The following is a 23,672-nucleotide window of genomic DNA, read 5'->3' as shown; positions in this document are numbered from 1 at the left end:
GAGCCTATTCCAATGAAAACATCGGCAAGCGCTCGCTGCCCGAGATGAAAAGATCCATTATAGGAATAGGTGAAGAGCGCCAGTCCGAGCAGCCACATCATGCCAGTGGCAACTTTGCTTAACGCGGCGAGCTTTGCTCGTATGGAAATCTGATTGAGTGCAATCCATGACCCGAACGCGAAGAATGTCGTGTAATGCAACGTCTCAAGCAGATTCGATGTTGCCGTGAGGGGCCAATCCCATGTCAAGCCTCGATAGCGAAGCCAATAGAGCAGGGACAGTCCAACAAAGGCAAAAACGGCTTTAAAGTTGTACCGCGAAACAGCCCAGAGCACCAATGGGAAGAGGATCGATATCCTCATCTCGTAGACCAGCGACCAGATGACTGGATTGATATCTCCCATTTGGAATACACCGACCATCATCAGGTGGCCGAGTGCAAGCGGCAATGTCAGATACGGCTTGCTGACCGTCATCCATCCCCACTCCCAATGGACGCCAAAGGCAGAGATCGTGCCGAATACTGCCAGGGCGAAAACGACGGATAGGATATAAGGGGGGTATAGACGAGCAACTCTGGCGCCCAAATATTTCCAGTAGCCGTAGGGCTTCATGCTTTCGATCATGCGGGTAAGCGCAAATCCGCTCAGCACGAAGAACATGATCACAGACTGGTGGCCAGCCCAGAAGAATCTGAGCGGCGTCCATGCCAACGCTGCCCAGGCAGCGGGCATCGCGGTCGATACGCCGATGCTGCAATGAGACAGCATCACGACCATGGCCGCAATGCCGCGGATAACGTCGAGCGATTCTGTGCGGCCCGCTGGCTTTGATAAAGGATGGATATTCATATCGGTTGCGGTCGGTAGGGCGGCTGGAATTATACGCGTGCCGATTGCCCCTCCGTTCGCCGCTCGATTTGCGAGGCTGTCCATCGGACCGCCTGGGCAAGAAACGCCTTAGATAACGATCAAAAGCCGCCTTCTGAAGGCGGCTTTTTCATTTCCGGGGATACATGGAAGCCGACGAAATGATGGATATGCCCGAACCCGAGTTTCGGCGCGCGGTGGTCACGCGCCTCGACAAGCAGGACGAGGCGATTGCCAATAACACGAAGGTCACCGAGAAGGTCGCCGAAGACACAGCTTTTATTCGTTCCGCATGGACCGAAGGCATTACGGCCGTGCGGTTTTTCTGTCGCTTCGCTGCCGCGTGGCGGTTCCTGATGAAGCAGGTCCTCGTTCCGATGGGACTGCCGGCGCTCGGCCTGTATGGGTTTTGGTACTACGTCGAGTTTCATCGGTTTCCCGCGTGGCTATCGGACTGCTTCAAGTTTCTGATGGCGGTCCTATGAACCTCACCCCGCAAATCATCTCGGCAGGGTGCGGCGCGCCGCTGCCGCGCTCTGCGCAATGGACCCAGCCTCTCCAGGCTGCATGCGACAAGTACTCGATCAATACGCCATTGCGTGTCGCCGCGTTCCTCGCGCAGATCGGCGTCGAAAGTGCGCGCCTCACGGCGGTAGCAGAGAACCTGAACTACAGCTCCGAAGGCCTGCTTTCGACCTTCCCAAACTACTTCGACGAGCAGTCGGCGCGGCAGTACGCCAACAAGCCGCCGATGATCGCGAATCGCGTGTATGCGAGCCGCATGGGAAACGGTGACGAGGCAAGCGGCGACGGCTGGAAGTACCGCGGACGCGGCTGCATTCAGGTGACCGGGCGCGATGCATATGTCCTGTGCGAGATGGGCCTCGAGCTCGACTTGCTGAACCATCCTGAGCTGCTCGAGCAACCGGCTAATGCGGCCATGTCTGCTGGTTGGTTTTGGGGGAATAGCAACCTCAGTGCTTTGGCCGACGCCGCCAACTTCCAGCAGATCACGTGGGCTATCAACGGCGGATTGAATGGCTACTCGCAGCGGCTCGCGCTGTACGGCGCGGCAAAAAAATCATTGGGAATCGCATGAACACGAAAACCCTGCACACCTTCGACCTCCTGGACCTCGCGCAATACACAAAGGAGGGCACATATTCTCCGAATGCGTCGAAGGACTTCCATCTTTTCTATGTGGGCCGCGATGACGTCCATGACGTCCTCAAGCACGTGCTCTCGCGCGTCACGGTCTCCCTCTACCTGAACATGTTCGGGTATGACGACGAGGAGCTGAACGAGATCGTGATGCGCATCGTCCACGATCGCTCGATCACCTGCCTTATCACGCTGGACAAGTCGCAGGCCGGCGGCGTGCACGAGAAGCGGCTGCTCGATTCCGATGCGGCGGCGGATCCGACCGGCTTCAACACGCACTTCGTAATCGGCCAGTCGACCACTCACCAGATCAGCCACACGAAAGGATTCGTCGCCGACGGCAAGGTCGGCGCCGAAGGCTCGACCAACTGGAGCGCGTCAGGGGAGGGGACATTCGTCGTGAAAGGATCGGCCGGCGGCGTCGGCTACAAGGCACAGAACAACACGCAATCGATATTCACGTGTCCGGATGCGGTTGCCCGGTTTCAGGCCGAGCTGCTGGCCGAACACGTCGCCGCGCATCGCGGCGCGACTACCGCGCGCAAGCGCAGATCTCACCAGGAGCATGCATGAACCAGACTTCCCCGATGAATTCCGGAACGGCCGCCGGCGCGACGCTGTTGCTGGTTCCGGTGATAGCACGAATCGCGCAGGCCTGGCATATCGACCTCGCGCCTGCGGTTGAGGGATCGCTGGCGGTTTCGATCGTCGCCGGCGCGCATTGGCTCGGCGCAAACGTGCTTTCTCCGCTGTTCGCCGCGCTGATGGTGCGCCTGAACCGCTCGGTGGCGCCGGCGGCCGCCGTGGGCGGCTATCAGCCGAGGTCTGGAGTAATGCCGCCGCCTCCGGCTCCCGCCGTCACGCAGCCCGTCGCTTCCCAGGCGGCCGAGCAGTAATTCGTCGTTCACCTCGAGCAGTATTTCTCGCGGCGATCGCCGCATTTAACTCCCGAAGGTTCTCACCCATGAAAAAACGTATGCTGCTTGCGGCAGGACTTGCCGCGTCCGTCGCTTTTGCTGGCTGCGCGACGACCACCGGCACATCTACCACTTCGACCTCCGCGACGCCCGTACTGACGCTGCCACAACTGACCATGTCGCCCGCGCAGCTCGCGGGCGCATTCTGCCCGGCGTTCGATAACGCCATCACGCTCATCACGACGTTCAACGCGACGGCTGGCGCGACGCTGCCCTTCGCGGCCAATGCCAATACGGTGATCAAGAGCACGGTCCAGCCGCTCGTCAATGGCGTGTGCGCGGGCGGCGCAACTATTACGACGACCAACGTGCAGGCGCTCATCCAGCAAGGTATCCCCGCCGTGGCAGGGATCGTGGCTGCGATGCCGCTGCCCCCGGCCACGCAGGCCGCGATACAGGCTGGCTTCGCCGTGGCCGAGCTGGCGACGAACCTTGTCAACCAGTTCGAGAATGCCGTTGCTTCGGCGAAGGCTTCGGCTGCAGTTCCGGCGTCCGGCGCCTCCGCAGCATCCGCGCCAGCGGCCGCCTCGACGCCGCTCACCGGCGCGCCGCTGCAATGAAGCCGATCCGCGTGGCACTGAGCGGATCGGGCTTCAAGGTGCCGGCGCACGTGGGCGCCCTGCAGGCGATCTCCGACGCCGGCTTCGAGCCGGTCGAGCTGGCGGGCACTTCTGGCGGCAGCATCGTCGCGGCGCTCGCCGCGTGCGGCATGGCGCTTTCGGACATGAAGACGATGGCGCTGACGTTCGACTGGTCGGGAATGCTGTCCTTCAGTCCGCTCGCGGCGCTGCGCATGCGCGGCTTCTGCGACGGCTCGAAGCTGCTCGCATGGCTGGCGGAGCACACAGGCGGCCTGTCGTTCGGCCAGCTGGGCGTCGACCTGACGGTCGTCGCGTCAGATGTCTCGGCGGAGGCGCCGTTCGAGTTCTCGCGCGTGCGAACACCGTCTGCGGCGATCGCGCAAGCGGTGCGCGCATCGACGTCGATCCCGTTTGCCTTCGAGCCGCTGCAGTTCGGGGCGGCGATGCTGGCCGACGGCGGGATGGTGAACAACATTCCGGTCGACCGTCTGAAGATCGACGACGTGCCGCGGCTCGGGATCCAGCTCGTCAGCCAGGACCTGCCGGTGCGCCCGCGCAGCGCGCTCTCGGCGATCGACTTCTCGATGCGCCTCATCGATCTGATGCTCTCCGCCTGCGAATCGACGCACGTATCGGCTGCTCAGGCGGCTGGGGCGCACATGGCGTTCGTGGAGACCGGGTATGCATCGACACTCGATCGTGCGATGCCGCTCGGGCTACGGCAGCGGCTGTTCAACGATGGCTACGCCGCCGCACAGATGGCGCTGGCGCAGCTCGTCTCGCCGGCGGTCACCGGCGCGTAGGTTCGATCAGTCTCAGGGGAGCCCGCGATACGGGTTGTACCCGTTCGTGAGGCTCCAGTCGACCTCAAAGGTGTTCCGGTCGCGCTTCGTCTCATCGAGGCGCCGAGTCCCTTTCCTTCCATATGCCCACCATACCGTCGCTTCCTCGTCGGTCATATGGTGCAGCGTCTCCTTGCGGCCGCCCCAGTGGCCATCCTCGACAAACTCCCAGCGGTACTCCCAAAGCGGCTCCATTTTTTGCCCCTCCAAACCACTGTATAAATATACAGTATAGCCAGAAAGCGCATCGATCTGGTTATGATGGGCGCTCGCCACCGGGAGCCATCCATGTGCACGAATTACGCCGCCGCGCGCCGCGACCAGCTCTTCAAACACTTTGGTGTCGAACCGCCCGAGAGTCCGTGGCGCGATGATGTCTGGAAGGACTATCCGGCGCCGATTATCCGGCGCGTTGAGGGCGTCGAGCGGGCCGACGTGGCGACGTTCGGCATCGTGCCGCGCAAGCACATCCCGAAAGGCGTCAAGCCCTTCGACACGATGAACGCGCGCTCGGAGACGGTGGGCGAGAAGCGGAACTTCAGCGGCGCCTGGAAAAAGCAGCAGCTTTGCTTGATCCCGGCCGACGCGTTCTACGAGTTCAACTATGAGACCGGGAAAGCCGAGCGATGGCGTATTGGCATGGCCGACGGCTCGCCGTTCGCGATCGCCGGGCTTTGGCGGGAGTGGAACGAGCCCGAAGGGCCGGAGCTCTCGTTCACGATGTTGACGGTCAACTCGGCCGAGCATCCGCTCATGAGCCGCTTCCACAAGCCTGACGACGAGAAGCGATCGGTCGTCATCCTGCCGGCCGCCGAATACGAGAGCTGGCTCGCCAGCACGTCGATGGACGAGGCGCGGTCGTTCCTGAACCTATTCCCCGCGAACAAGATGCATGCGGAGGCGTGCCCGGCGCCGCCGCGCGCCGCAAAGGAGACGCCGGCCTCGTAGCGACGAAATGCCAGCTTTTTGCCAGCATTCGCATACGAAGCCACGCCAGGCAAGGAAGCGCGCGGGTTCGAGTCCCGCTCTGAGCACCAGAATCTGTTCCGGCATCCTCCGCCGGAATCCTGAAACCCGCGTTGGCGTTAGGCCACGCGGGTTTTTTGTTGCTGGGGTGGTCTGCATCGACAGGTCCGGCGCAAAATATTGGCGGATGAACTATCGGTTCGCAGGCAAGGACAAGACGCTGGCGCTTGGCGTTTATCCAGATGTCTCGCTTGCGGCAGCCCGTAGGAAGCGAGACGAGGCCCGCGAGAGGCTTGCTGGCGGCATCGATCCTGGGGCTGCAAAAAAGGTGGAAAAGCGCGCTGCGCGTCTTTCGGTGATCAACACCTTCGAAGTTGTTGCGCTTGCATGGATGGAGGAGCGTCGCACATACGTCGAACCGGCGCAGCACGACAAGACACTGGCTCGTTTCAAGAACGACGCGTTCCCATGGCTCGGCAAGCGCCCCGTAGCGGAAATCGACGCGCCGGAGATCCTCGATGCGCTCAAACGCGTGGACAGTCGTGGAGCGCGCTATACGGCACATCGCCTTCGTGGCGAAATTAGCCGTGTGTTCCGATACGGCATCAAGGAGGGTCTCTGCAAATCCGATCCCGCGCGCGACCTCATTGGGGCAATTCCACCGGCGCAAACAACACATTTCGCGGCGATTACCGATCGGACGAAGGTTGGGGAGATGTTGCGTGCGTTCGATGGCTTTAGCGGAACATTTCCTGTGCTATGCGCACTGAAACTGGCTCCTATGCTATTCGTGCGGCCGGGCGAACTGCGTAAGGCGGAATGGTCTCAATTCGACCTTGATCGTGCGGAATGGCGCTACGCAGCGACGAAGACTGACACAGCCCATTTCGTTCCCCTCGCGGCGCAAGCCGTGGCGATCCTGCGTGAACTCCGTGCACTGACCGGGCGAGGTCGATACGTATTTCCTGGTGCGCGCTCGAGCCGTTGTCCCATGAGCGAAGCTGCTATCGACGCGGCGCTGCGCAGGAAAACGCCACGTTTCCAAACACCATTGCGCTTGGGCGTCGGCATGCAAACCTGAAAGTTGTTTGCGAGCTGGAGCATACCGGCAGTGCTGAAGAGCATCGCATCATCATGCATCGAGGTCGGACACGTAATAACGCTCAATTACGAGAGATTGTCTGGCAAGACGAAACAAAGTCTGTCACGCGCTGCCTTGAAGCCAAGGCGCGGGCCGTTATATAGCGAAAGACTTACGCTATATAACGAAAGGCTTGGTATCTCTTCCGACAGGCGACGTATCGTAAAGTCGTGCGCCTTCTTTTTCGCGCGCTGGGCTTACCGGCCCTCCGGCGGTTCTTCAGGTGCTCCTGTCCCCTCGAACGCCAATCGCGGATTTGCCGCGTTACTTGTTTCTCGCTGAATCCGGTGGAAGGCCAAGGTCAGAAAAACGTCCCCGCCACCGGACTCCGGCAGCAGGTGGAATCACCGGCAGCGTCTGTGCCAAGGCGCATGTACGGCCCCTTCACCCATTGCCTGTGTCATAGCGGCTGCAAAGAAACCTGATGTCGTAAAGGAGGTAAGCCATGAAGACGACGTTTCTCATGTCTGCAGCGCTCGTGGGCGTAGTCTCGTTAGTGAGCGCAGTGCAAGCTCAGGACATGTCAGGGCAGCAAAATGCACAACCGGTATCGGGCGCCACCAGTGCCTCGACCAACACATCGCCCAACGCCTCCCCCGGCACATCCGGGTATGGAGGTGTTTCCGGGAGCAACAGTGCGAGCGGTAGTTTGACACGCTTGGGATGGGCCACTTGTGGTCACATGCCTCAATGCAACCCCGATAGCGGCCACTAAAGCCCAAGTTGACCGCGAGGATTTCGCGGATTGGGCCGACTCAACCGCGAAATCCCGGCATGCATCCCGCCTCGTTACTTTCTACCCTTGAGGGTGAACGGGGCCAGGAGCGACTGAACGTCGACCTGCTGCCCCTGAAGCAAAAGCAGGCGAGCGTGGAGCACCGTGTTTTCGAGAACGAGCTTCGCGGTGCTTAGAAGGTACAACGCGTTGAGGTCAGATACCGACATGTCGGCCTCGACCGCATGATGTCGCTCCACGAGCGAGCTCATGACAAGGCGTCGCAGTTCCTGTTCCCCAAACGGAAGGTCTGCATAGTCAATAGGGTCCTCGGCTTCAACTTCGCGCAGCATGTCCACAAGCGCTTCGGTGCTCACTTCCATGTGTCAGCTCCTTGACGTTGGTCAGACTGTTCATGAAGTACTTTGAGACTACCTATTTCCGCTTCGAACGTCTAGCGCTCGCCAGTGACACGTTAGCAGCAGCCTTTGTGCCTGCGAGTATCCGAGGAACCTACGCTGCACCCCCGCGCTAACCGTGCGTGCGACCTACGCCTTTGCCCAGGCTAGTCCCGCATCCTGCGCTTCCTTCCAGGTCGGGGTCAGGCGCGCCGCACTCCTTGTAAGCGGAACAGTTCAGCTGGTCTTGTGTATGAGCGATACAGTTCACCAACTGTGCCGAATGCCAGGGCCGGCTTAAGAGTCGCGCCGGGAAGCGCATCGGTAATCCAGTCAAAGGCATTCATTTCGCGTTGAGCAGCGTGCACCGCGGCCGTGAGCACAGTGAGCGCCCGTTCTGCGGAGTGCCCACCGAGGTCAATGAAGCAGCTCTCAAATGGATGTTTCGTTGCAGTTTCGACGTGTAACACTGACTTTCGAACGTCCAAATCAATCTCCTGGTGGATTTCGTATCCTATATAGCAATTGAATGTGACAGTCCATGACGTTATCCCGTGGCAAGATGCGACGTGGCTTGACCGAGGGCTCCCGCTGCGATGGCCTGGCCGCCAAGCGGCGCTCAGATTCTCGAGAGAGAGAAAGCGTCCCTTCAGGAAATGATGTACCTGCTGAAATGGCGCCAAGTGCAAATAATAAGGATAACTGACAAGTCATCAGGACGCTACTGCTAGCTCAAACTGACTTCTGCCAAGATGGGTCGCGTGGTAGGCGCGAGACCGTTAGGCCGTGTCATCGGCGAAACACTCACGAGGCTCGGGGAAATCAGCTTCACCTGCATTGCATTCTCGTTGAGTTCTATCGGTGGAGACCTACAAAACACCGTCGAAGCTACCTTTTGTGTCATCACGTGGCGGCCTGTGGATTATCGATAGGCATACCACATCTCCCGGAGCTGTGAACCGGGACTTTTTACGTATCAAGACCGACGCTATGCGCTGCGGATGCCATGCTTTGAGCGTATCCCATATCGTTAGCACTTCGCCGGAAGGGCAGCGACCTCGCGGAGCGTCGTGACGAGGTTGCCCCAAGACAAAGACCACCGCGTCTCCCGAATCCGGCGACCAAAAGCGTCGGTGATTCGCAATACGCCGGTGTCAGGAAAGAACGTGAGTGTGACGGCAATGCCGTCAATGACGCAGGTTTCGGTAAACGCTTTCGTTGCCAGCACGTTGGCCTCCGTTGGATGGACGGCGAGAGAGAGAATCGGGCAGGCGTTGTCTTGCAAACACTGTGCCGATGGGTGCGGCCTCGTCCGGGTGCCCATGTTTGCCGGGCTTCCGACGCAATCGGCGTCCTGCGTGTCGTGGGCTAAAAAGCGACGCGATGTTGGATTCAGACGAACACTTCGCCGCATCGACTCCGCAGAAGGCCAACATCCACGCTCTGAACTTGTGTCGCCAGGCGTTCCAGTCTGTCTACGTGCTCATCAGCGGGCGTCAATGGCCTGATTTCGAACGGATGGCGTATGACGAGGCTACCATTGGCCGCGGCGCAGCGAGGGGCGCCGGCGTCGCGCGACAACGAAAAAGGCGAGGACACTGGGCGAGCGTGGAGAGCGCGATGCTATTTTTGCGGCTCGTCCCCGTCGACGCTTGCTTGCGTCGACTCATCAGGATGCATGGAGTAGTAGGCGTCGGACAGGGTCGAGCATAGTCGCGCGAGCACCGCGAGATTCACCGCTTGGTCCACATGTTCGACTTCTCCTGCGTTGAGGATGTCGTCTAGTACCGGGGCGAGCCGGCGCAGTCGCCGGAATGTCTCCTCATCGAGTTCCATTTCACTTCTCGTGTTCAAGAAACTGCGGTAACACGGCACCAAGCGGCCGCAGAATCTGCCTTAGTCGGCAGAGATAATTCGACGTCACACCACTCGATTACCTGTGTTGCTGCATCGCAGCATAAATAGGGGCAGAACTCAGGCCCAACCTCGAAGCCGTCTTGTTGCGAGGAGCGTAGGGCCCAATCATCAGGTCCGATAACGGCAAAATAGCACACCTTATGCACACCGCATGAGTCGATTGTGCAACGCACAATTATTTATCACTTTTCACGCGCCGATAAAGGGATTACCCTTAGGCGGTTCCCCCCCATCGGAGGCTTGTCGTTGTGTCTACGCTTCTCGAGCTCGACGGTCTCGTTGCAACCTGGCGTCGGATTCACCCGAACTCTGAGTCGGGGTCGTGCTGCGAGCTGGATGGTCGAGGTGAAACGGTGCCGCTTTCTCAACCTTCAGCAAGACGCCAGATTGTTCTGACCGACGTCTATTGCGAAATCGCCGAGCAGATTGGTCACGTGGCGGCAATGTCGGTCGCCGTGACGACACCGGCATTCGGCATCCGTGTAGCTGACGTTGTCTGGATGCCACCCGAAAAGTGGGAAGGGTTTGATCGGGAAGGCCCAATCCCGTTTGTGCCAGACCTGTGTGTCGAAGTGCTCCTTGACCGCAAGTTGCCGCATGACATCGGCCCGAGAGTCAGGGCTTACCTGGAGGGCGGCGCCCGAGAGGTCATCGTTGTCGGCCAGCACGGAGAACTGGAATTCTATGGCGCGAATGGCCCGCAGCAAGCCTCGGCGTTCGGAATAACGCTCTCACTTGAGCAAATGTACTTCTAAGAGTTTGCCCCGTCGTCCCACTAAGACACGGTGCTAAATCTTGTCTGTCATCGCTGAGGAAGCACCCATCTGTATGGCGTGGACGTGGGGACGTAGAGGGATACAAAAGGTGAGGAAGAGTGCATTGCTGGCAAAGGACTTGCTGCAGGTGCGCACCCATAAAGCGAGATAAATTGAGAAGTCTCGGGGCGGCGGTCTCAAGCTGGCGCCATCCGAATAACTGCCTGAACCTGTCCCATCAGCGGACCGAGGTTAAAGTGAAGCAACGTCGACTTTCCTTTGCGCGCCTCTGACCCGGAGTTGTGAGGAAAAAGCATCTTCGTGAGCGGAGATAGTGACGCCTCATCTGCCTATAACGAAACCCAGTACGCGCTGCGCCAAGTCGTTAGCGCTGGTACGCCAATGATGAATGCACCTGCGAGCATTCCCATTGCCGCTCTAATGCCGCCCGAGAAGCGGGTGCCACCGATGATTGCCGCCGTCATCGTATCGAGCTCGATGCCGATACCAGCGTTCGGCAAGCGTCGCCTGCTATTTGATAAGTTGCAACACGTCGCGGAACTGGGGATGCTGACTGGAGCGTAACCACTCGAACGCGACCATTTCCACGGTCGACACTTCGGCGCCCGCTCTGGCGAGCCGGTCTATCGCCGCATCACGGTCTGAAGTTTTACGCGAACCGATTGCGTCTTTGACAAGCGTGACCTGCAAGCCGTGACTCAGCAAGCCAATCACAGTTTGCAGTACACAGACGTGCGCCTCGCAGCCTGCAACAATTATCCTCGTTCGCCCTTGAGGTAACGCGCCGACGAGACCTTCGGCGGTCGCATCGAAATGGTCCTTGACGACGGTGTTCGAGCACAGGCTCTTGATATTCTCCGCATTCTCACCAAGTCGCTGGGGGCTCTGTTCGGTACCGATGATGGGCACGTTGAGCAACTGCGCGATTCTGCCCAGCCGAGCAGCCTGAGCTACGACCACCGCTCCTTCATGTATTGCAGGCATAAGTCTCGTTTGCAGGTCCACCAGAACGACCACTGATGCCTCTAGCGTATGCAGCATTGCCATTCCTTTTGAGGACAGTCTTCCAGGATAGCTTCGTTTGCGCGCCAGCGTACCGAAGCTGGTGGTCCGGTTGTAGACATGGTTAAACGGTGCGGGCCACTCACGAGCGTATCTATCTCGGTGCCGCTGCAGCGGACCGCTGTTCCGCATTTGAGGCGTCCGCGCGCCTGGTTTCGTCCGGGCAGTGAATCCCGTCTGTCATCGGTCGACCTCACTTTCGATGAGCGCCGTCGATGGGGCCTTCATCAATCACGACCGTATTGGCTATCCGGTCGTGCAACGTCTGCTTTTGTCGGTTGAACAGAACCCACAAGAATCCGGCACCGCACGTCGTGAAGGTCAGCAGGTAGCCTAGCGTGCGCAAACCAGCTTGCTGCACTGTCATTGGCCGACCGGTATCGGCATCGACTATCCGAAGATGCAGTGCGCGTTTCCCGGGTGAAGTGCCCCATGTGGCCCACAGCAGGCCGGTTATGAGGATGGGAATACATTGCCCGATTGCCAGCCACAAAACGATGGTGGAAGCGAAGGACTCTGGCGTCGTGAGGATTTCCTCAGTCGATGGACCGAGCGGCAAGAAAAGTACGATTACGGTCCACCAGATTGAATCGATGGTCAACGCGCTGGCGCGTCGCGAGCAGGAGGCGTATCGCATCTGAACCCTCGGTCTGGTTGATTGACATTACGAACTTCCACGCGGTACGCGCCGATGCTTCCGCCGAGGCCTTCTTTCCCTTCATCTGCGTTCCTGCGAACAAACACGCTGCAAACCTGCGGTGAGTTCAGTCAGTACTCAACCTTGAGTGTCGTGTGCGGCGACGGTTACATCATGACCTCGCAAATTCTGCTGCAGTCAATGCGATCGGTGCGCCAGATGACTTGAGCATCCGCCGCTCAGCCGCGGCCGTAATACGCTGTTGCCCGTCGATGAATGCTTTCAATGTGCGCGCGTCATTCGCGCCGGCCGGCAGCCAAAAATATTGCTCGAGAGCCTCGCGGCTGATTGAACATTGCACCGACTGGTTACGGGTAGATATGACGAAAAGGACAAGCTGTCCATCCGCGGAAAGGCTGACGTCGGCGGCGAAGGTGGAGTCCATGGTTAGTGCGCTTCAAGTGTGCGGGCGTGGCGGCGGCAAACAATCAAATGTATCGTCTCGCCTCTGCTGAATACAGCTGATAATAACGCGAGAGGTTGCTAGCAGGTGGTATGAGCACTGGACCCGTAATTGACGAAGCGTTCAGAACCCTCTGCGCTATCGGGCCGGGCGCCCGCGCGTTGCTTGTCAACCTAAAGGGACCGCATGATTCGAGAAGACTGGTAGTCCAGGTGGCACCGGTCGACTCGCGGCCCGCCGCGTAGATCACGAGGCGGAAGCAGTAAATATACGCCGGCGCACGAGAACCGTGCCGTTTGTAAGCAATTGTCAGAGGCTCCACAAGCCGTTCCTGGACCGTTGGCCGGGCAAACCCAGATTCTGCCAACGCTTGCAAGGATGTTTTCCAAAGATAACCGGTGATTCGTTCGCCGGAATGACAGATACTTGGACGTGCTGCGGGTCGAGCGCTGGCTGGCGCGATGCCGAACTCCTCATTCGGCCGACCCGCTGCCTTGCTCCCACGTGATTGATTTCGGAGCCGTGACTCGTAGCGTCACCCGAACCTTCCTGCCTCACCCGCTTCCGACGAGCATGATTCTTCGCTGGTAGCGCAAAGCCGCCTCGCAGCAAATGGTGGGACTGGGGTTTCATACGTCACGTCTCGTTACACACAAAAACACCGGTAATTCTCCGTCTCAATATAGTGCGTTCACAACTGACAAGTGAGGCACTTATGAAAAGAATCTTTGCGTTGACGCTGATAGCCGTATGTCTTGGAACAGCGCTGAGCGGATGCATCGTGGTACCAGCAGGCGGCTACTATCACCGCTATTAACCGTAGCTGACTTTCTGCGCATCCAACTGCCAAAGCATACATATCAGGGAAAGAAAATTATGAGCATTACATCTCGCCGCTGGTCCGCGATGACACTGGTTGCAGGTATCGGCATAGGTGTATCTGCCGTCGCCTCCGCCCACGTCGATGTCGGCGTGGACATTGGCGTCCCCGGTATTGCAGTTGCACCCGCACCCGTCTATGTCGCGCCACCGCCAGTGTATGAGGCGCCTCCGCCGGCTGTTATCGTCAGTCCAGGCTGGTATGGCGAAAGATACTACGACGGCCATCGCTATTGGGAACGTAGGGAGTGGGAAGAGCACCATCATGATGAACGGGAATGGCACGATGCCCGTGACCACTACGAGGGGCATCGCGGTGACTGGGGCCGTTACCATGACGACGGTGGCCCGCGAGGAGACTGGCATCACGAGCACGGGGACCGCGACGAGAGGCATGACCATTGATACGAGCAGTGCCCGTTAAGCTGTTGGGCGTGTCATTCGCCGTACCTTCGTGGACCAAATCGGATGCCGGAGGCCGTGAGCGGGCGAACAAGAGCCCTGTTCCGCTTGGAACAGGGCTGGACAGGATTGAAGTTGGCAGCAGGCGTACCAACGCCCACTGCCGGCCCCACAACAACGCTGCTGCTACTTCGGCTACCTACTGCGTTCACAAACGACCGGCGCGCACGGCGCCGGAGGTACTATCAACGGTACGGTTCAAAACAACGCGGGGGGAAGACCGCGTGTGGGCTCATGATTGCTCCCACGAAAACAGTGTAGGGTTGATAGCAAGAGCGTAATTGGTCGAAACGAGGGCGATTAGTCTCGCTATTCAGCACTTCGCCGCGGGTAACGCGTCCAACTCAACTGCCCGCTTGGCCTTGGGAGCTACGCCGTGGATACCAACATTTACGAGGTTGGAAGGTATAGCTCACTGAGCGCAGCTAAGGAGAAACTTCAAAGCCGCTGGGGATGATTTTGGTGGAAGAATCTCGCAGCCAGGATACCGCCAATCGCGCCACCAAGATGGCTCTGCCAGGACACGCCGGGTGTTAGCGGCAGCACTCCAAAAAGCATGCTGACGCCGTAGCTACATGCGACGAAGAGCGCGATGAGCATCGGGATGAACTTTCGACTGTAGAAGCCATACGCGACGAGATAACCCGCGTAGCCGAAGATGACTCCGCTCGCACCGATGTGAACCGTATACGGTGAACCGAGGAGCCACGCGCACAAGCCCGCGCCCAACATCCCGCCGGCGGTGGCTTGCCAGAAGTTGGCGATTCGCGGCCACATGCACAGCCACCCGAGCACTAACAGGCCTGGCGTATTCGAAATGATGTGGAAAAAACTCGCATGCAGCCAAGGGGCGAACAGTACGCCCTGAAGGCCGCTTAGCGTCCGCGGCACTACACCGTGTCGATTCAGGTGCAGGAAGGGTAGGGCTGCCGACACAAGAAACGTTACCCACATCGAGCCGACGAACAGTCCGAGCAACACGATGCGGGCCTTCAACTGGTTGAAGATAGATGCGCGCTTGGCACCGGAGGGCGGGTTAAGGGCTGACATGCGTTATCTGGTGTTGACGCTGTAATTCCGGACACAGCATCACACTATAGACTGCTGAATCCACTGAGGATGCGGAAAGCAGCGCTGTAGCGTGCCAGGATGATTCGCACGGAGCACGCGGAGACCCGTATGGAGACGTTCACAGACACCTATCTCGGGCTTGAGATTCATGTGCAGGTCTTTTCCGTTTCGTCTGGAGAAGCCGACATCTCTTGCCGCATCGTCGACCCATCTGAACTGCGTCTTGCGCCGCTTACTGCGGAGGTCATGCGGGTCCCGGGTGGTTCGTTTCCCCATGCGGCAGCGGCACGCATTGGGGTGGCGTACTGTATGGGCATCATCGATTGCTATCGCGACGAAGACGACGAGCGCACCCTGCATTGACGATGCATCCAAGGGGCGCGGAACAGGGCATGGGGCAAAACTCAGGCAGCTCCGAGGCGCTCCATTTTATTTGTCGCGAGTCTGCTGCCAGCGAACGGGTCATTGCCCCAATCTACGCTGGCGTGCTTTCCTGATTTGGGTTCCGGCGTCCCGCTGATTGCAAAGTGCTCCAGCGACTGTCCGGCGCTGGTCGCCTGGAGCACCCACTGTGGGGTATCGCCTTTGCCGTCCCAGGTGTTGCCACTGGCATCGCGGTAACGTGCCGCTCGCATTTTCTCCTGGTCCGCCGCAAGTGACGCAGCGACATCGCTGGGTTCGATTCCCAACTCGGCCATCCTGCGTCGCAGGTAGGCAACAATGCTGTCTCGTTTTCGTTCGTCCATCTAGTTGTGCTCCGCTCTGGATACCATTCTTGAGCAGATAAGTGCAGGTCGTATGTGACCACGATAACACAACTCGAATCGGCGTCCTCGGCTGCGGCTGTTAGAGCCGCAGCCGGGTATCACGTGGTTAGCTTCTGCGAACGGATTGCTTGTTGTTGTGCGGCCCGCTCCTCCGCATGCTTCTTCGCGACGTGACGTCCCACGATGCAGCCACCGACCGCTCCAACGACTGCGTGGTGTCCCGCGTAGTGGCCTGCTACACCGCCCACGACTGCGCCCTTCAGGCAGCCGGCTGCATTTGCTGTTCCGGCTGCCGCCAGTCCTAATGCTGCAGCGGCAACGAACGTACTAACTCGGTGATTCAGCTTCATGATTGGCACCTGTGTGGTATCACACGTTAAATCGGCTTAATAGCGCCAGTCGCCACGGTCGTGCCACTCGTGCTCACGCCATTGGTGCTCGCGACGTTCGTGTTCTCGCCATTCGTGTTCCCGCCACTCACGCCTACGCCAGTCATCGTCGTCGCGATAGGCCATCGCAACCGGAGCAGGCGCGTACGCGACAGGCGGAGGAGCAACGTACACAGGTTGAGCTGGTGCGTAGGCTACGACGGGAACACCAATCCCCAAAGCAACATCCACGTGTGCGCTTGCAGCCGTCGACGCGGCCAATGCAGCCGCGCCCAGTACCACGCCGAGAATCGTCTTATTCATTTTCGCTACTCCTCCGCAACTTTAGTGCGTTGTTGGTGAGCACGGTTCGGAGTGTAGGTGGCGGACCTGGACACAGGTGAAACGGCGGTGCGAGATTGGTAACAGCGAGTTATTTGGCAACGCATCGACCGCTCGACGAACTCGCGGTTGCTGTTCACAACGCACTCAACAGAGCCGATTGACGCAAATACAAACCGGATGGCCGACCTCGGGCAGAAGGGGGGGACAGTCAGTCAGGAGGCACATTCTGACGCGGCAGCCCACTTCAAATGACTGAGCGACTAGACATTGTGAGGCACTCGTTGTCGGCAATCCTGCCGAGGCAGGAACGCAAATACTCAATCGCCGGTCATCCTTCGGAGGTTCGAGCCTGCAGGCTAAAGCTTTTTGTAAGAATTGCCGTTAATCACTGCGCGGCATGATGCGGTCCGCAGAGCAGGTTTTACAAATCCAAACCAAGACGACGTTATGCCACTACCGAACGGTGCAGACCCAGCTGGCGTGATTCATACCACGTGTCCATCCGCAGGATGGATGGGCAATCGCGGCGTGCTACACGACGAAGCTCGTCACCTTCTTCGGGCCTGGAGCCGCAATCACAATTGTAGTTGCGTTCCAACGGGAGTCCTAAAGGTTTACCTGCTGCAATGGTAAGAAACTTATCGTAATAGCGTTGTTGTGCCTCGCCTTTCCGTGAAAAACTGAAACGCTCACACAAGTAAAAGACCAATTTTTCAACCAGACTTGCATCGACTTACGTGCATGGCCACCGAACGCACATTTTTCCGGCATGTTCGGCCGAAGGGGATCTTCGGCTTGCACGTATAGAGCGGCTTGCAGCCCGCGGCCGCACCGAGTGGCACAACTTTCGTTGGCATTGCACGCTGGTTGAGTGCACCAATCGCGTTGGAGCAGGCGAAGTGCAGTGCACCCATCGACCCACGTTAGAATAGTCGCGCGTGACCCATGTCGTGGCGCGAGCGACGCATTGGCACAGCGAGTTTCGACCCTCGACCCTCGTCGCGCACGTGCGCTATGCGAACCCATGCGGAAACTTCCCCCACTGAGTGCACTCAGGACCTTCGAGGCCGCCGCGCGCCACCGCCACTTCGGCCGGGCCGCCGAAGAGCTGTGCGTCACGCACAGTGCAATCAGCCATCAGGTGCGTGCGCTCGAAGAGGCGCTCAAGACGACGCTCTTTGAAAAGCAGGGCCGCCAGGTTCAACTCACAGACGCGGGCCTGCGCCTGCTGCACTCAGTCGAGCAGGCTCTCGACATGATGGCCGAAGCATGCAGCGACGCCGCGCATCCCGGTATGCGCGGCTCGCTCAAGATATCGGCGCCAGCCGAGCTCGCGCATCGCTTCTTCCCGCGTGTGATCGGCGAGTTTGCGCAGCGCTACCCCGGGCTTACGGTGCATCTGCTGGTGCATGACAGCGAGTCCACAGAAGTCAATCCGGCGGCAGACATCACGATTCTCTACGCGATGAGCGACGCCGACTGGACACGCTACTGGGTCGCGCCGTTTCGAGCGATCGAGTTCTTCCCGGTGTGTCATCCCGGTCTGGTCGAAGGGGCGGACAGCCTGCAGTGTCCTGCTGATCTTGCACGCTTCTGCCTGCTCCACGACGACTCGGACGGCAAGACGTGGGCCACCTGGCTCGGCATACACGCGGCTGCACTGCCTGCACCGTCGCGCAACCTGCACTTCGCCCACTCGGGCATCGCGATCGAGGCCGCGCTGCAGAAAGTCGGCGTGTGTCTCGCCGACGTGCTCACCGCCGGCGAAGAACTCAAGTCCGGCCGCCTGATCCGGCCGTTCGCCATGTCGGTGCCTTCGCCCGGCAACTACTACCTGGTTGCCGAACGCCGCAAGCGCAAGGAACCCCGGCTTTCGGCGTTCATGCAGTTCGCCGGTCTCACGCCATTCTTGTGTGAATTCAACTCACCTATTACAGAGAATTGATCATTAGTCGGCGAAAAAATCTCAACCTACGATGACGCCATGAATGCCGGTCTTTCACTGGCACGCCTTCCACCACATGGAGCGAACGCATGGCACGTACCCTCAGCACCCTTCCGCGCAACGACGGCTTCCGCTGCCCCGGCGAGTTCGAGGCCAAGGCCGGCTGCTGGCTCGGCTGGCCCGAACGCCCCGATGTCTGGCGCAATGGCGGCAAGCCCGCGCAAAAGGTCTGGGTGGAGATCGCGGTAGCCATTGCCGAAAGCGATCCCGTTACGGTGTGCGCCTCGTCGCGCCAGTACGCGAACGCGCGCGCCATGCTGCCGCCACACGTCCGCGTGCTCGAGATGACCGTGAACGATTCCTGGTTTCGCGACAGCGGCCCGGCCTGGCTGCTCAACAACCAGGGTGAGGTGCGCGGCGTCGATTTCCAGTTCAACGCCTATGGCGGCCTGAACGGCGGCATCTACTTTCCGTGGGACAAGGACGACCAGATCGCCCAGAAGATACTCGAGGCCGAACGCACCGACCGCTACCGCGCACCCATCATCGCGGAGATGGGCGGTATCCAGTGCGACGGCGAGGGTACGGTCCTCACGACCGAGCAGTGCCTCCTGAATGTCAACCGCAATGCACATATGGGCAAGGAAGCCGTGACGCAGCATCTGCTCGACTACCTCGGTGCGAGCAAGGTCATCTGGCTGCCGCGCGGCTGCAAGTTCGACGAGACCGACGGCCACATCGACGACCTCGCGTGCTTTGTCAGCCCGGGCGAACTCGTCATGCAATGGACTGACGATCCCGCCGATCCGCAGTTCGAGATCTATCAGGAAGCCTGGGCTATCCTCAGCCAGGCGACGGACGCGAAGGGGCGCAGGCTGAAAATCCACAAGATGCAGGCTCCGGCGGTGCTGGAGTGGACCGGGGAAGAGGCCGCGGGCCTCGATCACGGCGACGCCGCCATGGCACGCGTAGCGGGCACCCGCATCTGTGCCTCGTACATCAACTACTACGTGGGCAATAGCGTCGTCGTGGTGCCCGAGTTCGGGGACCCCAACGATCTGCCGGCACAGCGACTGCTGGCCGAACTCTTCCCGAAGCACCGGATAATCGGCATCCCCAATACCCGCGAGATCCTGCTGGGCGGCGGCAACATCGCCTGCATCACCTCGCCTCAGTACGCCGCGCAATTGCGCTAAGGGCGGCGCTAAAAGGCCACGTCGGCGCGTGAGACGCGTGAACCTCACGCGCGAGGAGCACGGCCGCGCGCTGATGAAACAGCACGACATTCGGCCGATCTGGCCACCCCTGGGAGAAGGTCATGAATCAGTCTCTATGCAAGGCTGCGGTTTGCTGCGCGCTGCTGGGCTCGAGCGCAATGGCGACGAGTGCGGGGCAAGTGCTCAACGTCTATAACTGGTCCGATTACATCGGCGAGAACACGGTTGCCAATTTCGAATCGGAAACGGGAATCAAAGTGAAGTACGACGTTTACGACAGCAACGACACGTTACAGACCAAGCTGCTGGCCGGCAACACGGGCTACGACGTGGTGGTGCCTTCGGCGAACTTCATGGCGAAGCAGATCAGCGCGGGCATTTACCAGCGGCTCGACAAGTCGAAGCTGCCGAATCTCGTCAATCTCGACAAGACCATCATGGCGATGGTGCAGGACGCCGATCCCGGCAACCGGTACGGTATTCCGTGGGCGTGGGTGACGATCGGCCTCGGCATCAACGTCACACGCGTCAAGGCCGTGCTCGGCAACGACGCGCAGATCGACGACTGGAACCTGCTCCTCGATCCAAAAAACGCAGCGAAGCTCAAACAATGTGGCGTCTCGGTGCTCGACGAGCCGACCGATGTCTTTCCCGAGGTGCTGCACTACCTGCATAAGGACCCGGCCAGCACGAATCCCACCGACTACCAAGCCGCCTTCGATGTGCTAAAGCAGATTCGTCCGTATATCGCCCAGTTCAACTCGTCGGGTTATATCAACGATCTTGCGAGCGCGGACATCTGTCTCGCGCTCGGGTACTCCGGCGACGTGAACATCGCGAAGCACCGTGCGCTCGAAGCGCACAAGCCCTACCAGATCAGCTATGTGATTCCGACAAGTGGCGCGCCGGTGGGGTTCGACATCATGGCGATCCCGAAAGACGCACCGGACCCCGAGGCGGCTCTCGCATGGATCAACTTCATCGAGAAGCCGGAAATCAATGCGGAGATTACGAACAAGGTGTATTACCCCACCGCCAACCTCGCGGCGCGCAAATACGTGAATCCGGAGCTCGCAAGCGATCCGGGCATCTATCCTCCTGAGTCGGTGATGAAAACGTTGTATCCGCTCAAGCCAATGCCGGCTGAAATTCTTCGGCTTGAACATCGGTTATGGAGTCAACTGAAGTCGGGGATCTAGTGTCCCTGTGCAGCGGCCGTGGCCTGTGTGCGCACGACATATCATCGGCCAGTACCTGCCGGACGTCGTGATCGGCGCGCTCGCCGGTGTGCTGCCCGAGCGGGTGCCAGCCGAAGGCGCGTCGTGCGTCTGGGGCGCTCAGCTGCGAGGCGGTCCAGCCGCGTGGATGCAGCCGCGCCCGCTCCGGCATTGTCAGCATCTCTTTGGCAATTCCCGATCGAGATCTCTCAACGCTTGACACAGAAGAGAGCCGGCGAAGTGGCACCGACGGATGGCTTGTGTTGATCGAGGGGATTTCGAAGTAAAGATTGTTTGAATTCGCAAACGTATCGCTAACGACTGACGTTCGTGAAGGCTGCGGAATTGTCCACGGCGGAATGCCGGAAATCCATCTCAGGTATGCATTGACCATATGTCATCGGTCATTGCGCCATAGACCGCGAGGCCCTTGTCGACGATCAGTTCATAGTCAGGCTTGAGGACCGTGAGTGCATGGATGATCAGGCAATCGCGTGCTTCGGCTGTGCCATATGCGCACACATATTTAGCATAATAAAAGAGCGCGAATTTCTCATTCGTATTTTCGTCTCCACAGGGTTGCTGCGCGTCATGTTGCGTTGTTCAAGCTTCCCGATAAGGCGCTTCGCGAATGAGGTCGCCTTGGTAGAACGCCGGGAAGCGCTCGAGCTGACGCTGTGCGTCTGCCAGGGCGATGTCCGTGCCCAGCACCGCACTTGAAAAACCCATGCGCTCCATCTGCAGCAACTGATCGACGAGCACTTCGCCCGTCGCCCGCAGGTCTGCCTTGAAGCCGAGGCGGCGACGCACGAGATAAGCCTGGCTATACGCGCGGCCATCGGTGAATGACGGGAAGTGCAGCTCGACGCGTGCGGCGCCTGCAATTTCGGCAGCATAGGCGAGCGGGTCGGCGTCGTTTGGCAAGGCGAGTACGGGCGTGGCTGCATCAGCCGCATTGTCGTGTGCGCCGAGCAGGCGAATGCGTGCAACGGTCTTCATGCAAGATCCTCCGCCGTTGCGCGAACGGTGTCTGCGGCGGCCTTGAAGGGTTCGAGCCCGACGCGGCGCACGGTTTCGATGAACGTCTCGCGGCTTTCGCCGCGATGCTCGCGCAGCGAAAGATAGCAACCGAGCACTGCGTCGACGGCATCGGTCACTTCGTGCGCAGCAAACGACGGGCCAATGACCTTGCCGGGCCGCGCATCGCCACTGCGCGTGGAGCCGTCCGCGCCACCGAGCGTAATCTGGTACCACTCTGCGCCGTCCTTGTCGACGCCGAGTATGCCGATATGACCGCTGTGATGATGGCCGCACGAATTGATGCAGCCGCTGATATGCAGATCGATCTCGCCGATGTCGTTCAGTTCGTCGAGGTCCTGGTAGCGTTCCATGATGCTCTGTGCAATGGGCAGCGAGCGGGCGTTAGCGAGCGCGCAGAAGTCGCCGCCGGGGCACGAGATCATGTCGGTGAGCAGATGCACGTTGGCGCTGGCGAGCTGCGTGTCGACGGCCGCGCGCCAGAGCGACAGCAGGTCGTCGACGTGAACCCACGGCAGCACGATATTTTGTGTGTGCGTGACGCGCGCTTCACCCGCAGAGAAGCGGTCCACGAGATCCGCCACGCGCTCGAGTTGGTCCGCCGATGCATCACCGGGCGCCTGCAGCAGGCGCTTGAAGGAGAGGGTGACAACACGCATCAACGGATTCTTGTGCGCAGCGACGTTGCGCTCCAGCCAGCGCTGTAGCTGCGGCGATTGTCGGGCAGCGGCCTCCAGGTCGGCGACGGTGGCCGGGTCGGCAGGACGCCAGGCGGCCGCTTGCTCCGGCACGACGAAATACGCGCGCATGCGGTCCAGTTCGGTTTGGGGGATCGTATGTGGGCCACCGTCGCACTCGACGATCTGCCGGAATTCCTCCTCGACTTCGTCGACGAAGCGTTGGCCCTCGGCTTTCGCAAGAATCTTGATGCGCGCCTTGTATTTGTTGTCGCGCCGGCCGAACTGGTTGTACACGCGAACGATCGCCTCGATGTAATTCATGATGTGCCGCCACGGCAGGAATTCGCGCAACACGATGCCGATGACCGGCGTACGCCCCATGCCCCCGCCCACCGTGACGCGAAAACCCAACTCGCCGCTTTCATCATGGACGAGGCGCAGCCCGACGTCGTGCCAGCCGGTCGCCGCGCGATCTTCCGTTGCGCCGGTCACCGCGATCTTGAACTTGCGCGGCAGGAACGCGAACTCGGGATGCAGCGTCGTCCACTGGCGCATGATTTCGGCGAAGGGCCGCGGGTCGGCAATCTCGTCTGGCGCCACGCCTGCGCGCTCGTCGCATGAAATATTGCGGATGCAGTTGCCGCTCGTCTGGATGCCGTGCATGTCGACCGTGGCGAGCAGATCCATCACATCGGCGGCTTTCGACAGCGGAATCCAGTTGAACTGGACATTGGTGCGCGTCGTGAAGTGCGCCTGGTGCGTCGGCAGGCGAGCGGTGCCGAGCTTGCGCTGGGCCTCCATGGCGCGGCGGTAGACCTCGGCTTCTGGCTGGTCATACTCGCGGGCAATCCGTGCGAGCACGCGAAGCTGCGCGCTCGATAGCTCGCCATACGGTACGGCGACACGCAGCATTGGCGCGTGACGCTGCACGTACCAGCCGTTTTGCAGGCGCAGCGGGCGAAACGCGTCCTCGCTCAGTTGGCCGCTTTGCCAGCGCTCGATCTGGTCACGAAACTGGGCCGCGCGGTTCGCCACGAAGGCCTTGTCGAATTCGTTGTAGCGATACATAGGTAGCTGCGAATATGCCGGGCATACGGTGGATGCGGTGCGAAGACCTTATCGCGCCGCAGAAGGCACCTCAAGCAGCAGATGACGCATAAACTGGCGCAGCAGATGCG

Annotated in this window: 27 protein-coding genes and 1 pseudogene; 14 read left to right on the top strand and 14 right to left on the bottom strand. The window is 59.9% G+C overall.

What is annotated here, in order from left to right; translation table 11 throughout:
• Positions 1-935, bottom strand: a 935-nt coding sequence (locus EYW47_RS14830; protein WP_205710073.1) for an acyltransferase family protein, incomplete at its 3' end; no start/stop codon positions are given.
• Positions 936-1,015: 80 nt separating this feature from the next.
• Here EYW47_RS14830 and EYW47_RS14825 point away from each other — a divergent pair.
• From EYW47_RS14825 to EYW47_RS14800, 6 genes are all read left to right on the top strand, one after another.
• Complete coding sequence (locus EYW47_RS14825; protein WP_133195576.1) at positions 1,016-1,354, top strand: hypothetical protein; 339 nt, start codon at positions 1,016-1,018, stop codon at positions 1,352-1,354.
• On the top strand, positions 1,312-1,968 hold the full coding sequence (locus EYW47_RS14820; protein WP_240763700.1) for a glycoside hydrolase family 19 protein: 657 nt from the start codon (positions 1,312-1,314) through the stop codon (positions 1,966-1,968). The genes EYW47_RS14825 and EYW47_RS14820 overlap by 43 nt, the downstream gene beginning before the upstream one ends.
• Positions 1,965-2,603, top strand: a complete 639-nt coding sequence (locus EYW47_RS14815; protein WP_165976566.1) for a phospholipase D-like domain-containing protein — start codon at positions 1,965-1,967, stop codon at positions 2,601-2,603. The genes EYW47_RS14820 and EYW47_RS14815 overlap by 4 nt, the downstream gene beginning before the upstream one ends.
• Complete coding sequence (locus tag EYW47_RS14810; protein WP_133195573.1) at positions 2,600-2,926, top strand: hypothetical protein; 327 nt, start codon at positions 2,600-2,602, stop codon at positions 2,924-2,926. Before EYW47_RS14815 ends, EYW47_RS14810 begins: the two co-directional genes overlap by 4 nt.
• A gap of 68 nt (positions 2,927-2,994) precedes the next feature.
• Positions 2,995-3,567: a hypothetical protein gene (locus EYW47_RS14805; RefSeq protein ID WP_133195572.1), complete on the top strand. Its 573-nt coding sequence runs from the start codon at positions 2,995-2,997 to the stop codon at positions 3,565-3,567.
• Complete coding sequence (locus tag EYW47_RS14800) at positions 3,564-4,391, top strand: patatin-like phospholipase family protein (protein ID WP_133195571.1); 828 nt, start codon at positions 3,564-3,566, stop codon at positions 4,389-4,391. The genes EYW47_RS14805 and EYW47_RS14800 overlap by 4 nt, the downstream gene beginning before the upstream one ends.
• A 12-nt stretch (positions 4,392-4,403) precedes the next feature.
• On the opposite strand, the gene EYW47_RS14795 is transcribed toward EYW47_RS14800, so the two are convergent.
• Positions 4,404-4,706 carry a hypothetical protein gene (locus tag EYW47_RS14795; RefSeq protein ID WP_133195570.1) on the bottom strand — a complete coding sequence of 101 codons (303 nt, stop codon included), beginning with the start codon at positions 4,704-4,706 and terminating at the stop codon, positions 4,404-4,406.
• Between EYW47_RS14795 and EYW47_RS14790 the strand changes: the two genes are divergently transcribed.
• Positions 4,689-5,378, top strand: a complete 690-nt coding sequence (locus tag EYW47_RS14790; RefSeq protein ID WP_240763699.1) for an SOS response-associated peptidase — start codon at positions 4,689-4,691, stop codon at positions 5,376-5,378. The genes EYW47_RS14795 and EYW47_RS14790 overlap by 18 nt on opposite strands.
• Before the next feature lie 175 nt (positions 5,379-5,553).
• Positions 5,554-6,423: pseudogene (locus EYW47_RS14785) on the top strand (tyrosine-type recombinase/integrase); the annotation flags it as partial.
• 903 nt (positions 6,424-7,326) lie between these two features.
• Here the strand turns inward: EYW47_RS14785 and EYW47_RS14775 are convergent.
• From EYW47_RS14775 to EYW47_RS14760, 3 genes are all read right to left on the bottom strand, one after another.
• Positions 7,327-7,635, bottom strand: a complete 309-nt coding sequence (locus EYW47_RS14775; RefSeq protein ID WP_133195568.1) for a hypothetical protein — start codon at positions 7,633-7,635, stop codon at positions 7,327-7,329.
• Between the two features lie 1,045 nt (positions 7,636-8,680).
• The gene (locus tag EYW47_RS14765) at positions 8,681-8,878 is read right to left on the bottom strand and encodes a hypothetical protein (protein WP_133195566.1); all 198 of its coding nucleotides are present in this window, start codon (positions 8,876-8,878) and stop codon (positions 8,681-8,683) included.
• Positions 8,879-9,273: 395 nt separating this feature from the next.
• Positions 9,274-9,486: a hypothetical protein gene (locus tag EYW47_RS14760; RefSeq protein ID WP_133195565.1), complete on the bottom strand. Its 213-nt coding sequence runs from the start codon at positions 9,484-9,486 to the stop codon at positions 9,274-9,276.
• A gap of 329 nt (positions 9,487-9,815) precedes the next feature.
• Here EYW47_RS14760 and EYW47_RS14755 point away from each other — a divergent pair, with 329 nt between their 5' ends.
• Positions 9,816-10,322 carry a Uma2 family endonuclease gene (locus EYW47_RS14755; RefSeq protein WP_133195564.1) on the top strand — a complete coding sequence of 169 codons (507 nt, stop codon included), beginning with the start codon at positions 9,816-9,818 and terminating at the stop codon, positions 10,320-10,322.
• Positions 10,323-10,853: 531 nt separating this feature from the next.
• Here the strand turns inward: EYW47_RS14755 and EYW47_RS14750 are convergent.
• The 3 genes from EYW47_RS14750 to EYW47_RS14740 all read right to left on the bottom strand — a co-directional run bounded on the left by EYW47_RS14750 (position 10,854) and on the right by EYW47_RS14740 (position 12,487).
• Positions 10,854-11,384 carry an isochorismatase family protein gene (locus EYW47_RS14750; RefSeq protein ID WP_133195563.1) on the bottom strand — a complete coding sequence of 177 codons (531 nt, stop codon included), beginning with the start codon at positions 11,382-11,384 and terminating at the stop codon, positions 10,854-10,856.
• Between the two features lie 214 nt (positions 11,385-11,598).
• Positions 11,599-12,042: an RDD family protein gene (locus EYW47_RS14745; RefSeq protein ID WP_133195562.1), complete on the bottom strand. Its 444-nt coding sequence runs from the start codon at positions 12,040-12,042 to the stop codon at positions 11,599-11,601.
• A 172-nt stretch (positions 12,043-12,214) separates the two neighbouring features.
• Positions 12,215-12,487, bottom strand: coding sequence for a DUF1488 family protein (locus EYW47_RS14740; RefSeq protein ID WP_133195561.1), 273 nt, complete (start codon positions 12,485-12,487; stop codon positions 12,215-12,217).
• An 894-nt stretch (positions 12,488-13,381) separates the two neighbouring features.
• Between EYW47_RS14740 and EYW47_RS41810 the strand changes: the two genes are divergently transcribed.
• Positions 13,382-13,789 carry a hypothetical protein gene (locus EYW47_RS41810; RefSeq protein WP_133195560.1) on the top strand — a complete coding sequence of 136 codons (408 nt, stop codon included), beginning with the start codon at positions 13,382-13,384 and terminating at the stop codon, positions 13,787-13,789.
• A 495-nt stretch (positions 13,790-14,284) separates the two neighbouring features.
• Here EYW47_RS41810 and EYW47_RS14730 read toward each other — a convergent pair whose 3' ends face one another.
• Positions 14,285-14,896, bottom strand: coding sequence for a rhomboid family intramembrane serine protease (locus EYW47_RS14730; protein ID WP_133195559.1), 612 nt, complete (start codon positions 14,894-14,896; stop codon positions 14,285-14,287).
• A gap of 129 nt (positions 14,897-15,025) precedes the next feature.
• On the opposite strand from EYW47_RS14730, the gene EYW47_RS14725 reads away from it, so the two are divergent.
• Positions 15,026-15,280 (top strand): hypothetical protein, encoded by a 255-nt coding sequence (locus EYW47_RS14725; protein WP_133195558.1) that lies wholly within the window; start codon positions 15,026-15,028, stop codon positions 15,278-15,280.
• A 41-nt stretch (positions 15,281-15,321) separates the two neighbouring features.
• Here EYW47_RS14725 and EYW47_RS14720 read toward each other — a convergent pair whose 3' ends face one another.
• From EYW47_RS14720 to EYW47_RS14710, 3 genes are all read right to left on the bottom strand, one after another.
• Positions 15,322-15,663 carry an H-NS histone family protein gene (locus EYW47_RS14720; protein WP_133195557.1) on the bottom strand — a complete coding sequence of 114 codons (342 nt, stop codon included), beginning with the start codon at positions 15,661-15,663 and terminating at the stop codon, positions 15,322-15,324.
• 119 nt (positions 15,664-15,782) lie between these two features.
• A complete protein-coding gene (locus EYW47_RS41805; RefSeq protein ID WP_133195556.1) occupies positions 15,783-16,034 on the bottom strand; it encodes a hypothetical protein in 252 nt (83 codons plus the stop codon).
• A gap of 36 nt (positions 16,035-16,070) precedes the next feature.
• Complete coding sequence (locus tag EYW47_RS14710) at positions 16,071-16,376, bottom strand: hypothetical protein (protein ID WP_133195555.1); 306 nt, start codon at positions 16,374-16,376, stop codon at positions 16,071-16,073.
• A gap of 1,045 nt (positions 16,377-17,421) precedes the next feature.
• Between EYW47_RS14710 and EYW47_RS14705 the strand changes: the two genes are divergently transcribed.
• The 3 genes from EYW47_RS14705 to EYW47_RS14695 all read left to right on the top strand — a co-directional run bounded on the left by EYW47_RS14705 (position 17,422) and on the right by EYW47_RS14695 (position 20,758).
• The gene (locus tag EYW47_RS14705) at positions 17,422-18,342 is read left to right on the top strand and encodes a LysR substrate-binding domain-containing protein (protein WP_133195554.1); all 921 of its coding nucleotides are present in this window, start codon (positions 17,422-17,424) and stop codon (positions 18,340-18,342) included.
• Between the two features lie 89 nt (positions 18,343-18,431).
• The gene (gene aguA, locus EYW47_RS14700) at positions 18,432-19,538 is read left to right on the top strand and encodes an agmatine deiminase (protein WP_133195553.1); all 1,107 of its coding nucleotides are present in this window, start codon (positions 18,432-18,434) and stop codon (positions 19,536-19,538) included.
• A 122-nt stretch (positions 19,539-19,660) separates the two neighbouring features.
• Positions 19,661-20,758, top strand: a complete 1,098-nt coding sequence (locus tag EYW47_RS14695) for a polyamine ABC transporter substrate-binding protein (protein WP_133195552.1) — start codon at positions 19,661-19,663, stop codon at positions 20,756-20,758.
• A gap of 621 nt (positions 20,759-21,379) precedes the next feature.
• On the opposite strand, the gene EYW47_RS14685 is transcribed toward EYW47_RS14695, so the two are convergent.
• Together EYW47_RS14685 and EYW47_RS14680 are read right to left on the bottom strand one after the other, a co-directional pair.
• On the bottom strand, positions 21,380-21,775 hold the full coding sequence (locus EYW47_RS14685; RefSeq protein WP_133195551.1) for a DUF934 domain-containing protein: 396 nt from the start codon (positions 21,773-21,775) through the stop codon (positions 21,380-21,382).
• On the bottom strand, positions 21,772-23,562 hold the full coding sequence (locus EYW47_RS14680) for a nitrite/sulfite reductase (RefSeq protein ID WP_133195550.1): 1,791 nt from the start codon (positions 23,560-23,562) through the stop codon (positions 21,772-21,774). The genes EYW47_RS14685 and EYW47_RS14680 overlap by 4 nt, the downstream gene beginning before the upstream one ends.
• Positions 23,563-23,672: the final 110 nt, after the last annotated feature.

The organism is Paraburkholderia silviterrae, from assembly GCF_004353915.1.
GTDB lineage: Bacteria > Pseudomonadota > Gammaproteobacteria > Burkholderiales > Burkholderiaceae > Paraburkholderia > Paraburkholderia silviterrae.
The sequence above is the reverse complement of the archived record's forward strand: the minus strand, read 5'-3'. Positions and strand labels throughout refer to the sequence as shown.